This window comes from Bacillus sp. FJAT-42315 (assembly GCF_002797375.1).
Taxonomy (GTDB): Bacteria; Bacillota; Bacilli; order Bacillales; family Domibacillaceae; genus Bacillus_CE.
Map to the genome: position 1 here is coordinate 1,709,019 of NZ_KZ454941.1, position 12,582 is coordinate 1,721,600.

Below are 12,582 nucleotides of genomic sequence, written 5' to 3' on the forward strand. Positions count from 1 at the left end.
AGAAAAAGGGTGTAAGCCGTTATGACATATCCACGTTTTGTCGTTACTGACTTAGAAACGACCGGTCATGCTGCGAAAAGCGGAGATCGGATGATACAAGCTTCATTTGTGATAATAGAAAACAATCAAATTATTGACCAATATACGACGTTTATTAATCCCGAACGTTCTATTCCGGTGTTTATTGAGGAATTAACGGGAATTGATGATGAAATGGTGAAGGACGCACCTTTTTTTCATGAAGTGGCACCGAAAATTTTGCCGTTGTTAGATGAGGCTGTATTTGTTGCCCATAATGTTCAATTCGATCTTCAGTTTTTACAAGCTGAATTAGAAGAAGCAGGGTATTTGCCTTTTTCGGGTCTAGCGATTGATACAGTCGAATTGGCTCGTATTTTATTTCCTACATCGGATAGCTATAAGCTGTTTGATTTGACGACAAGTCTTGGTTTTGACCATGATCGACCTCATCAAGCCGATAGCGATGCATATGTGACTGCACAGCTATTATTAAAGATGATTGATAAATTAAAAACGATGCCGCTCGTGACGTTGGAAAATTTAGCGAAAGTAGCGACGAATTTAAAAAGTGATATTTACTTTTTAATCCAGGCGGTCATTGAAGAGAAACAGCATCATATCGAACAGCTTCCTGAACAAATAGAGGTATATCGCGGACTTGGATTGCGAAAAAAAGTGATTCAAAAAAGATGGATTGACAAAAATCAAGTATCTTATCCAACGAGCGATGAAGAGAAAATTCAGCTTTTAGCCCAATTACCTCATTTTGAACGAAGAGAAGGGCAAATGAGCATGATGGATCGAGTGTATCAGTCGATGGAGCAATCGATTCACCTAGCGATCGAAGCAGGAACGGGGACAGGAAAGTCACTCGGTTATTTACTTCCAGCAGTATATCGAAGTAAACAGCTAGGCGAACCGGTAATTGTCAGTACACATACGATCGTTTTGCAGCAGCAGCTCTTAAATAAAGAAATTAAGCAATTGCAGATGATGCTACCGTTCCCTTTGTCCGTTACTGTATTAAAGGGGAGAAACCATTATTTAGACTTGTTTAAGTTTTTTCAAAGTTTAAGAGGTACAACCGATAATTATGATTTTGCTTTAGCAAAAATGCAAATATTGACGTGGCTGTTAGAGACGGAGACCGGCGATGTGGACGAATTAAATTTATCATCTGGAGGCTCATTGTTTTGGAATGACGTCAAGCAAGACGGCGACTACATGAATAAAGGCCGAAAAGCGTGGCTCGATAAAGATTTTTATCTGTTTGCGAAAAAGCAAGCGAAAGAAGCCGATATCGTCATTACGAACCATTCTTTGCTAGTGGCCGATTTAATGGCCAATTCTCCTTTGCTACCGTCTTATACACATGTGATCATTGATGAGGCTCATCATTTTGAAAATGCCGCAAGAGATCGAATGGGAATTTCGATTGATGTATCGAATTTTAAATATTTGGTTGCTAAATTAGCATGTGACCAACCAGATGGCTTATTTCTACAATGTGAACAGCTGTATGAAAAATTTGTCGAAAACAGACAAGATCATCCGCGAGAAGAAATTCATCGTACCTTCAATGAGCTATTATTAGAGGGGGATGAATGGTTTAAGGTGCTTCATACGTTCTTTGATCAACATACGAAAAAATGGTCGGGAAACAGTCACCGTAGGCAGCTGCGGCTTACAGAAAAAGTTCGAGAGTTCAAGCTTTGGCAAGCAGTCGAATACGGAGCGGAACGGCTTCATGAGCTGATGATGATGCTTCATCAACTACTTCAACAACGATTGACGGACATGGCATTTTATCGAGAACAAATGACCGCTAAGGATCAGCTGAAGCTAGATGATTTACAAGCGTTAATGACTCAATGGGAAGGGTTTTTAGACAGTCTTGACCGGATCATTTTTCGTCCGGAAGCGGATGAAGTGATTTGGATGGAAGGGGATAGTCGTTCCTTTGCCAATACGTTTGTTATCAAGTCTCATCCTGTTTCAAGCGGCGAGCTAATAAAAGACAAGCTATTAGATCCAAAGCAGGTGGTCTTTACTTCAGCCACATTAACCGTGAATCGTTCGTTTCGTTTTTTTGCGGAAGAAGTCGGCTTATCGATGCAAACTTATGAAGAAGTGATGCTTCCATCTCCTTTTGATTATGAAAAGAATTGTCGGATGATCATCCCAAATGATGTGCCTGAAATTACTGAGGTGAAGGCGGATGAATATATTGAGGCGTTAGCGAATCATTTAATGGCGGTAGCTGAGGCAGCGAAAGGGCGTATGCTCGTCTTGTTTACGTCGTATGACATGATGAAGAAAACGCATGACTTAATGAAAGATAGCGGTCTTTTAGATGACTATGTGTTGTTAGCGCAAGGCATTACGAATGGAAGTCGGGCGCGACTAACGAGGAACTTTCAAAAATTTGATAAAGCGATTTTGTTTGGGACGAATAGTTTTTGGGAAGGCATTGATATCCCCGGTGAGGATCTTTCCTGCTTAGTGATCGTTCGCTTGCCATTTTCTCCACCGGATGAGCCATTTACTCAGGCGAAAAATGAGCAGTATGCGAAAACAGGAAAAAATGCTTTTTCTGCTTATTCACTTCCACAAGCGGTGTTGCGTTTCAAGCAAGGCTTCGGTCGGTTAATTAGAAGCAATCGAGATCGGGGAATTATTATCGTTTTTGATCGTCGTATTCAAACGAGTGTATATGGCAAAACTTTTTTAACGTCGATTCCCAAAGTGACAGTCGCGGAAGCGTCGCTTAGCGAGACGGTTTCACTCATTGAAAATTGGCTGTAATGGTTGATTAATTTTACAGCGAATAACATACGCTAACGGTAAAGAAAGGGGAAGCCGATATGAGAATGTTATTCGCTGTTTGTCTGTTGATCTGTACTTTGCTAAATAGCTCTTATGTGGCAGCAGAAACGATTGACTTGAACTTGAAAGAGAATGAATTGGCCATTACTTTTTTGCCGTTGTCTGATGGGGAAGCTGCTTTTTTGCACACAGCAGATGGTCAACATTATTTAATCAATACAGGCACGAAAGAGAGCCGTCCGCAAATTTTTTCGTATATGAAAAAATTTGCGATTAACCAGCTGTCAGGATTAGTGATCACAGAAACGCAAGAAGAATTGCCTCCGTTTATCGCTCAGTTAAAAAAGGATTATCAATTGTCTCGCATATATGGAGCTGACATGCAGGTTGGTGAGGTGAAACAGCTTCAACCAGGGTTGGAACTGGAGATTCTGTATAACGGTATCAAGCAGAAAGAGGGCATTGATTTTTCGATCAAGCATTTTGATTCTCGGTTTTTATGGTTGTCCTCGGCATCGACACGAGCGGAGAAACGTTTGTTAAAGGAAGAGCTGAAAGATATTAATATCGTCAAGACTCCGAATTTTGGACAAAACGATAGTATGTCTTATAGTTTATTGACACATATTGATCCGCAAACGGCGATTATTTTTACAAAAAAAGAGAGCCTTCCGGGAGGAGAATTGATGGAAATGCTTCATCAAATGTGGATTGATGTCTATTATACAAAGCAGCACGGGTTAATTATGATTAAATGTAACAAAATTGGTTATGAAGTTTTAACGATTCGTAATTGAAAGAATTCGCATTTTTCAACAAATTAATTGATGCGAACAAACGATTTCTTGGTATAATAAATGAGGACAGGAGGCGTAATATATGGAAAGTAAAATTGAAGTATTATCCACCGTTACGGTTGACAATCATGCCGATTTGTATAAAATCGTCGATATGCTAAACCGCACGTTAAAACGGGAAGATTTAATGTTTGGGCTGGCATTAGATCAAGAAGACCAAAATAAAGCCGTCTTTACGATCTATCGTACATAGGGTAGAAGATGAAGAATAAATGGATATGGCTAACAGTTATAGCAGTTTCGCTCCTGCTGATTTGTACGGCATGTTTGAATGTGTATAATCATGCGCAAAAACCGCATAAAAAGGCGAAAGAGTATGCGATCTCGGTTGCCAAGCAAGAAAGTGCCATCACTTCTGTGACTGATTTTAATATATATAATAGCGAAGAGACTTATTATGCGGTGACAGGACAGACAGATAAGAAAAAGAAGCTGGCTGTCTTTGTTCCAAAAGAAAAAAAGAAACAGCCAATTACAAAGGATATTACGAAGGGGATTTCAAAGGAAGAGGCCGTCAAAAAGCTTCAAAAAGATGAATCAATGGAGAAGTTATTGGCTGCCCGTCTTGGAATTGAAAAGTCCAATCCAGTATGGGAACTCGTCTTTTTAGATAAAAATGATCGGGTCAATTACTATTATCTTCAAGTGAACAGCGGAGAATGGTCGAAGAAAATTAAGAACATTTAAGAGTGGAGGAATTATAGATGGATATCCAATTAGCGCAAAGAGTGAAGGCATTAACTCCTTCAACAACGTTAGCGATTACAGCGAAAGCGAAAGAAATGAAAGCACAAGGCATTGATGTCATTGGTCTTGGTGCTGGAGAGCCTGACTTTAATACACCAGAACATATTATCGAGGCGGCTTACGAGTCGATGAAAAAAGGACAAACGAAATATACGCCAGCTGGTGGACTACCTGAATTAAAAGATGCGATCATTGCTAAGTTTGAAAAGGATCAAGGTATTACATATAAACGAAGTGAAATTATCGTCACAATCGGAGCGAAGCATGCTCTATATACATTATTCCAAGTGATTTTAGACAAAGATGATGAAGTGATCATCCCGACTCCTTACTGGGTTAGCTATCCGGAGCAAGTGAAGTTAGCGGACGGAAAGCCTGTTTATATCGAAGGTAAGGAAGAAAATGAATTCAAAATTTCTCCAGAGCAGCTTGAAGCAGCGATTACAGAGAAAACAAAAGCGGTTATTATTAACTCACCAAGTAACCCAACAGGTATGCTATATACAGCAGAAGAGTTGCAAGCATTAGGAGAAGTCGCTCTTCGTAAAAACATTTGGATCATTTCTGATGAAATTTATGAAAAGCTTGTATATGGTGACCATAAACACGTATCGATTGCTGAACTTTCCCCTGAGTTGAAAGAGCAAACAATTATCATTAACGGTGTATCTAAATCTCATTCTATGACAGGCTGGCGTATCGGTTATGCGGCAGGAAATGAGCAAGTGATTAAAGCAATGACGGACTTAGCGAGTCATTCCACTTCTAACCCAACAGCTCCTTCTCAATACGGCTCGATTGCGGCGTATGAAGGAACACAAGAGCCGGTAGAGGTAATGAAAGAAGCGTTTGAAAAGCGTTTAAATGTGATTCACGCGAAATTAAATGAGATTCCAGGCTTCTCTTGCTTGAAACCACAAGGTGCGTTCTACTTATTCCCGAACGTGAAAGAAGCAGCAAAATTAACAGGTTTTGCAGATGTTGATGCATTTGTGAAAGCTTTACTTGAAGAAGCGAAAGTAGCAGTGATTCCAGGAAGTGGATTTGGTTCTCCTGATAACATTCGTCTTTCCTATGCAACTTCTTTAGAAGCGCTTGAAGCAGCGGTTGAGCGCATGGCTACTTATGTAAAGGAACATATGTAAACGAAATACAAGCTGTTAACACCTTGACGATCGTCAAGGTGTTTTCCTTTCTTGCACTTATTTGCAAAAGACAGGTATAATATTAGACGATTAGTAGAGGAAAGTTTTTGGAGGGAAGATCTCATATGAAAATAACAATTGCAGAAGTGGGCAAATTTGTTGGTCAAGAAGTCACGATTGGTACTTGGCTAGCGAATAAACGTTCAAGTGGAAAAATTGCTTTTTTACAGCTTCGTGATGGAACGGGCTTTATTCAAGGGGTAGTGGTGAAAAGTGAAGTAGGAGAAGAACTATTTCAGCAAGCGAAATCATTAACGCAAGAATCTTCGCTATATGTAACTGGTATTGTGCAAGAGGATAGCCGTTCACCTTTTGGATATGAGTTAACAGTCACTGGACTTCAAGTAATTTCAGAAGCAGTCGATTATCCAATTACGCCGAAAGAGCATGGCGCAGAATTTTTAATGGATCATCGTCACTTATGGTTACGCTCGCGCCGTCAACATGCGGTTATGAAAATTCGTAATGAAATTATTCGCGCGACGTATGAATTCTTTAACGAGAATGGATTTACGAAAGTGGACCCTCCGATTTTAACGGGAAGTGCGCCGGAAGGAACGTCTGAGTTATTCCATACGCGCTATTTTGATGAGGATGCTTACTTATCTCAAAGTGGTCAATTGTATATGGAAGCAGCAGCGATGGCTCTTGGAAAAGTGTTTTCTTTCGGCCCTACGTTTCGTGCAGAGAAGTCCAAAACGCGCCGTCATTTAATTGAGTTTTGGATGATTGAACCAGAGATGGCCTTTTGTGAATTTGAAGAGAATTTACAAGTACAAGAGCAATACGTTTCTCATGTTGTGCAATCTGTCTTGAAAAATTGTCGCCTCGAATTAGATCGCCTCGGACGCGATACGTCGAAGCTTGAAAAGATCCAAGCACCATTCCCACGTATTACGTACGATGAAGCGATTAAATTCCTTTATGAAAAAGGTTTCACTGATATTCAGTGGGGAGATGACTTTGGCGCGCCTCATGAAACAGCGATTGCCGAAAGCTATGATAAACCAGTGTTCATTACGCATTATCCAACAACGTTAAAACCATTTTATATGCAGCCAGCGAAGGATCGCGAAGAAGTGGTGTTATGTGCCGACTTAATTGCGCCGGAAGGCTATGGTGAAATCATCGGTGGTTCTGAGCGTATTCATGATCTTAACCTGTTAAGTGAAAGAATTAAAGAACATCAATTAGACCCTGAAGCATATAAATGGTATGCAGAACTTCGCCAATACGGTTCCGTTCCTCACTCAGGATTTGGACTTGGTCTAGAGCGTACTGTAGCGTGGATTAGCGGCGTCGAACACGTCCGTGAAACCATCCCATTCCCGCGCCTACTGAACAGACTATACCCCTAAATAAAGAAAAGCGGAAGGCGCTTGATCATCGGCGACAAGCAAAAGACGAGCTGGCTGAAAGGTTGTTCTTTAACCTTTTGGACAGATTGGCTTTTGACCTCGAGCCGATAGCGCCTGCAGCTGGACAAGAAGAAAAGCGGAAGGCGCTGATCAGCGACGTATGGACTGGAACGAGCCGATCGAGATAAAGGAAACAATGACCGCGCTTAATGAGCGCGGTATTTCTTCGTTCTCAAATGTCAATTCTCATTTTTATGGGATGGTCGTGATATACTAACTATGAGGTGTACACAATGGAACAAAAAGAATTAGTCATGCAATGGATGGACGAGGGGATGATTAGCGTTCCTCAAGTGCTATTTATGCACTATCGTCAATTACATGTATCTGAAGTCGAATTGGTATTGTTATTACAAATTTTTTCCTTTAAACAAAAAGGTCACCACTTTCCTACATTTGAGGAGTTAGCCAGTCAAATGACGATTTCTGCAGGTGACTGTGCCGTCCTTGTTAAAAAGTTGATGCAGCAGCAGTTAATTACGATTGAGCAGGGAGATTCCACAGGGTATGAGAGCTATTCTTTAAAACCACTATGGAAAAAGTTAGCTGAGTATATGTTGCAGCAGTCCAGACAATCAGCTTTGCAGCAAGCGATGAGCGAGGAGCAAGATTTATATTCTCTGTTTGAGCAGGAATTCGGTCGCCCTCTGTCTCCGCTTGAATGTGAAACGCTGGCGATTTGGATTGATCAGGATCACCATGACCCGATGATCATTAAAGCAGCACTGAGAGAAGCGGTCATTTCTGGAAAGATGAACTTTCGCTATATCGATCGCATTCTTTTTGAATGGAAAAAGCAAGGGATTGAGACACTTGAACAAGCGAGAGATTATGGTCAACGGTTTCGCAAGCAACAATCTTCTCCTGAACAAGTACAGCGCTCGAAAAAGGCTGTTCATTTTTATAACTGGTTAGAGCAATAAAAGGAGGAGAAGCACTTTGTTAAATAAACAACAAATTCGCCATTGTCTAGATGAAATTGCCAAGATGTTTCCTGATGCACATTGTGAGCTGCGACACGAGAATCCATTTGAACTCGTCATCGCCGTGGCGTTATCTGCTCAATGTACAGACGCTTTAGTAAACAAAGTGACGAAGGATTTATTTCAAAAATATAAAACACCAGAAGATTATTTGGCGGTTCCACTAGAAGAGCTACAACAAGATATTCGCTCGATCGGTCTTTATCGTAACAAGGCCAAAAATATTCAAAAACTAAGTAAGATGCTGATTGAAGAAATGGATGGGGAAGTTCCGCAAACACAAAATGAGCTAGTGAAGCTACCCGGCGTTGGGAGAAAAACAGCCAATGTTGTCGCGTCTGTTGCTTTTGATGTGCCAGCGATTGCGGTGGATACACATGTCGAGCGAGTGAGTAAACGGTTAGGGATTTGTCGCTGGAAGGATTCTGTTACAGAAGTAGAAGAGACGTTGATGAAGAAAATTCCGAAAGCAGAATGGTCTGTAACCCATCATCGTCTTATTTTCTTTGGACGTTATCATTGCAAGGCGCAGTCTCCTAAATGTGAAGAATGTCCGTTATTAGACTTATGTCGTGAAGGAAAGAAGCGGATGAAAAGGAAGGCTAGCTAATGATAGAGATGGTCGTACCAAATAGCTTAAAGCATCCTTTGTTTTTTCAAGAGGAAATGGTTACGCTTGTTCCATCGTCTAGCTTGGTGATCCCTCCTTATTTTATTTATGAACTTCAAGGAAAGGAAACGCCTTGGAGAAATCCTTCTTATGGTTTACAAATGGTTCAGGAGGCTTATCAATCGATGCAACCATTGATTGAGAGGAGTTTTAAGGAAAAAGAGACAGAGGTTGATCCGCTGATGAAGACGGTGATTGCCTTATTTTTTATGAGTTTGTTTTGGAGCAACCATGATCCGGTGGTATTGAATGGTTGGAAAGAAAAGGTCGCTGTGTTTAATGTCAAGCCACTGAACGTAGAAGAAAGGCTGTCATTTGTTCTTGCGCGTCCGTTTTCCTACCAAGCGTATCGTCAAATAGATACATTGATGACCGAGCAACAGAAGCAATTTGCTAAACATAGCTTACGAAATAATGACCAAAAATAAAAGGGATGGCCCACTGGCCATCCCTTTGTTCATGTTTCCGTCGGTTTTCCTTGTTGGCTATTACCGCCACCACCAGTTGAAGGGGTGCCGCCACCATCTGTAGGAGGAGTACCGCCGCCGTTATTGTTCCCACCATCTGTAGGAGGAGTACCACCACCGTTGTTGTCACCACCACCATCTGTAGGAGGAGTACCACCACCGTTGTTGTTCCCACCACCATCTGTAGGAGGAGTACCGCCACCGTTGTTGTTCCCACCATCTGTAGGAGGAGTACCACCGCCATTGTTGTTCCCATTTTCGTCTGGATTCTCTCCATCTGGATTTTCTGGATCAACAGGTGGAGTTTCAGGTTCTTCCGGTGTTGTTTCACCTGGAACGGTGACCGAAGTGGAGGCTGTACCAGCTGCTTCTCCATTTACGGTTGCTGTGACGGTAATATTATATGTTTGGCCTGGTTGTACATTGCTAATAACGGTTGATGTGCCGTTAACAGCCTGTGAAGCGCCGTTAGAAGAAACGGTAAAGCTCGGCGTACCTTCTCCATTAAAGGACCAGGAGACAGAGATGCTTTGAGAAGCTGCATCGTAAGAAGCGCTTAAGCCTGTAATGCCACTTTTAGCCTCTTCTTTTTTCTCTTCTTCTTTCTTAAAGTCATTAAACACTTTTTTCGGCTCTTCCCCTTTAACGAATAGCTCATAGGCTATTTCGCTCTTAGGTACATCTTTTCCAGCAATAGCCGCTGGATTAGAGCCTTTGACGATAGGTAATTCAACGACGCTTTTTGGACGTTTGAAATTCTTCGTTTCGACGTTTGCAGAAACTTCTTCCATTAGGTTTTTAAATAGTTTTTTGGAAATTTGTTGACTTTCTTTCGATAAATACTCTTTTTTACTTGCATATCCTGTCCAGATTGCGGCTGTGTAGTTCGTTGTATAACCGACAAACCAAGAATCGGGAGAGCCGCTATTAGGGATGCCAAATTCTCTTTTTTCTTTTTCAGTATAGTTCGTCGTTCCCGTTTTTCCGGCAACGTGGAGACCTGGAATATTGGCTCTTCTCCCTGTTCCTTCGTCCATAACATCCTTCAGCATATCTGAAATCATATAAGCGGTATAATCGCTCATCGCAGCTTTCGGCTTAATGTCATTTTTAATTTCTGTATCTCCATCAGACAAAACAATTTTCTTCACTGTGTGAGGTTTATTATATTGTCCTTCATTTCCGAATGCCGCATAAGCACCTGCTAGATCGAGCGGAGAGATGCCGCTCATTGCACCGATCGAATTTGATTCGTTTTCGGATTCCTCTTTACGCAATTGAATGCCTACATTGCTTAAAAATTCATTTGCTTTTTCATGACCGACTTCTTGATACGTTTGTAAGGCCGGAATGTTACGAGAGTAGACGAGAGCTGTTCGCACAGAAACTGGTCCCATATAAGATCCGCCAGCGTTACGAATAGGTGCTCCGTTTGAATACGAGTAAGGGCGGTCATCTAATTGTTGATACGTTGACCATTTTAAGTATTCAATAGCAGGACCGTAATCAACTAAAGGTTTAATGACAGAACCTGGTTGGCGTTGTTTTAAGTCAACCGCGTAATTATACCCTCGTTCCACCTTTTGGTTGCGTCCGCCTCCAATCGCTCGAACTTCACCTGTTTTCGTGTCTGTAAGAGCAATCCCTGCTTGGAATTCATCGCTTGGATAATTAATGATTTCTTCCGTGTTTAATAACTTATCCATATAATCTTGCGCATTACGATCGAGCGTTGTATAAATTTTTAAGCCATCGGAATACGGATTGTATTCTCCCATTTCTTGCACTTCTTCTACAACCATGTCAATGAATGCATTGTATTTTTTGTTCTCTGTTTCTTGTGGCTCTGTTAAATAAGCTGTGATCGACTCTTGTTTGGCTGCTGCCATTTCTGTGCTTGTAATTTTTCCGTGTTGCTCCATTAAAGATAAGACAACATTTTTTCGCTTATCCGCACGGTCAGGATGTCTAAATGGGTTGTAATTGTTTGGACTTTGTGGCATACCAGCGAGCAAGGCAGCTTCATTTAGTGTCAACTCATCCAACTCTTTATCGAAGTAATAGCTAGCCGCCGTTTTTATGCCGTGAATACCTCCAGACATATTTCCCGACATGAATGCTTTGTTGACATACATTTCAAAGATTTCTTCTTTAGAATATTGTCGTTCGAGTTGAAAAGCGAGCCAAGCTTCTTGTGCTTTTCGTTTTAACGTCTTTTCAGGTGTTAAAAACGACATTTTCACTACTTGTTGTGTAATTGTACTGGCTCCTTGGGAACCGAAGCCTTGAGTGATGTTGCCAATAGCGGCTGAACCGATGCGCAAAATATCGATCCCATGATGTTCAAAAAAGCGAACATCTTCTGTGGCTAAAATAGCCTCTTTGACCATTGGGGGGATATCTTCGTATTTGACATATTCACGATTTTCTGAACCGATGGAAGTGATATATTCACCATCTTTATCGTAGATTTTTGAAGAGATAGGGTCTCTTAATAACGCTGCGTCTAAGTCAGGCGTATCTTTAACCATAAAGGCAAACGTTCCTACGCCAGCCGCAAGAGAAAGGAACATGAGAACGACAAGGGTCAAAAATACTTTTTTGACGATCGATCGTTTGTTACTTTTTGCTTTAGTCGTTGCCGATTTTTTCGCAGGTCTTTTTTTCTGTTGTTTTCGTCTTTCTGTACGTGAACTGTATTGATCAGACATTTGTCTAATATCCTCGCTTTCAAAAGGAGTAAGTACACTCCTAAATTAATCTTTATCTAATATTAAAAGTGCAATTGATTAATAATAGATAAATAGGGAATCCGTGGATGAAGTCCTAATGGAATTCGAAATGCGACATGTTCTATTTCAGATTTGGTAATCGACTTTCTACCTCCATTTTTCATCCGGTCCCAAAAATCAAACAAGTGAGTAGCCGGAAGATAAAATATTTCTTCTAATGTGGCAAAACGGAGAATGACAAAGCTGATGCCGTTTTGCTGTTCCACCATTTTCATATGCTCAATTTGATGCTCATGAAAATTTTTCAGTGGAAAAGAAGTGGAATTCCTTGTTTCCTTTGCTTCAAAATCTAAATACTTTCCCCTATACACACCATTGTAATCCGTCGTCGAAGCTTGTTTGAAATAAGCTTCTTTAATGACAGCTGCGCTCCTTTTTGGGTAATCCACTTGAACAATTTGGACGGGGGTGGGCTTTTTGTGAATCACCGCGATCCCACGCTCTAAATAATACTTATTTGTCTCGTTTAGATCCTCCTCAAGCGTCATTCCTCTGTTGCTATAGTTTTGCTGCTTCAATTGGGGCGGCATGGATAATGCTTTTGATTGTGGAGCATACTTTTTTCCATTTGGATATTTTATCACCATTGAATACAC

General features: G+C 41.0%; 11 protein-coding genes. 9 read left to right on the forward strand and 2 right to left on the reverse strand.

Annotated features, from left to right (window positions below):
- Positions 1 to 21 precede the first annotated feature (21 nt).
- The 9 genes from dinG to CEF22_RS08355 all read left to right on the forward strand — a co-directional run bounded on the left by dinG (position 22) and on the right by CEF22_RS08355 (position 9,155).
- Complete coding sequence (gene dinG / locus CEF22_RS08315) at positions 22 to 2,826, forward strand: ATP-dependent DNA helicase DinG (RefSeq protein WP_100402480.1); 2,805 nt, start codon at positions 22 to 24, stop codon at positions 2,824 to 2,826.
- 59 nt (positions 2,827 to 2,885) lie between these two features.
- Positions 2,886 to 3,644, forward strand: coding sequence for a hypothetical protein (locus CEF22_RS08320; RefSeq protein ID WP_100402481.1), 759 nt, complete (start codon positions 2,886 to 2,888; stop codon positions 3,642 to 3,644).
- Positions 3,645 to 3,726: 82 nt separating this feature from the next.
- Entirely contained in the window at positions 3,727 to 3,897 is a 171-nt protein-coding gene (locus tag CEF22_RS08325) for a YpmA family protein (RefSeq protein ID WP_100402482.1), read from the forward strand.
- 8 nt (positions 3,898 to 3,905) lie between these two features.
- Entirely contained in the window at positions 3,906 to 4,391 is a 486-nt protein-coding gene (locus CEF22_RS08330; protein ID WP_100402483.1) for a cell wall elongation regulator TseB-like domain-containing protein, read from the forward strand.
- Between the two features lie 23 nt (positions 4,392 to 4,414).
- Entirely contained in the window at positions 4,415 to 5,596 is a 1,182-nt protein-coding gene (locus CEF22_RS08335; protein ID WP_100403955.1) for a pyridoxal phosphate-dependent aminotransferase, read from the forward strand.
- A gap of 125 nt (positions 5,597 to 5,721) precedes the next feature.
- Positions 5,722 to 7,014 (forward strand): asparagine--tRNA ligase, encoded by a 1,293-nt coding sequence (gene asnS / locus CEF22_RS08340; protein ID WP_100402484.1) that lies wholly within the window; start codon positions 5,722 to 5,724, stop codon positions 7,012 to 7,014.
- Positions 7,015 to 7,307: 293 nt separating this feature from the next.
- Positions 7,308 to 7,997 (forward strand): DnaD domain-containing protein, encoded by a 690-nt coding sequence (locus tag CEF22_RS08345; protein WP_095481135.1) that lies wholly within the window; start codon positions 7,308 to 7,310, stop codon positions 7,995 to 7,997.
- A 16-nt stretch (positions 7,998 to 8,013) separates the two neighbouring features.
- The gene (gene nth / locus CEF22_RS08350; RefSeq protein WP_100402485.1) at positions 8,014 to 8,667 is read left to right on the forward strand and encodes an endonuclease III; all 654 of its coding nucleotides are present in this window, start codon (positions 8,014 to 8,016) and stop codon (positions 8,665 to 8,667) included.
- Entirely contained in the window at positions 8,667 to 9,155 is a 489-nt protein-coding gene (locus tag CEF22_RS08355) for a YpoC family protein (protein ID WP_100402486.1), read from the forward strand. Before nth ends, CEF22_RS08355 begins: the two co-directional genes overlap by 1 nt.
- A gap of 29 nt (positions 9,156 to 9,184) precedes the next feature.
- Here the strand turns inward: CEF22_RS08355 and CEF22_RS08360 are convergent, their stop codons facing one another.
- Both CEF22_RS08360 and recU read right to left on the reverse strand, forming a co-directional pair.
- The gene (locus CEF22_RS08360) at positions 9,185 to 11,905 is read right to left on the reverse strand and encodes a penicillin-binding protein 1A (RefSeq protein WP_100402487.1); all 2,721 of its coding nucleotides are present in this window, start codon (positions 11,903 to 11,905) and stop codon (positions 9,185 to 9,187) included.
- 62 nt (positions 11,906 to 11,967) lie between these two features.
- Positions 11,968 to 12,573, reverse strand: a complete 606-nt coding sequence (recU, locus tag CEF22_RS08365; protein WP_100402488.1) for a Holliday junction resolvase RecU — start codon at positions 12,571 to 12,573, stop codon at positions 11,968 to 11,970.
- Between the last annotated feature and the right edge of the window lie 9 nt (positions 12,574 to 12,582).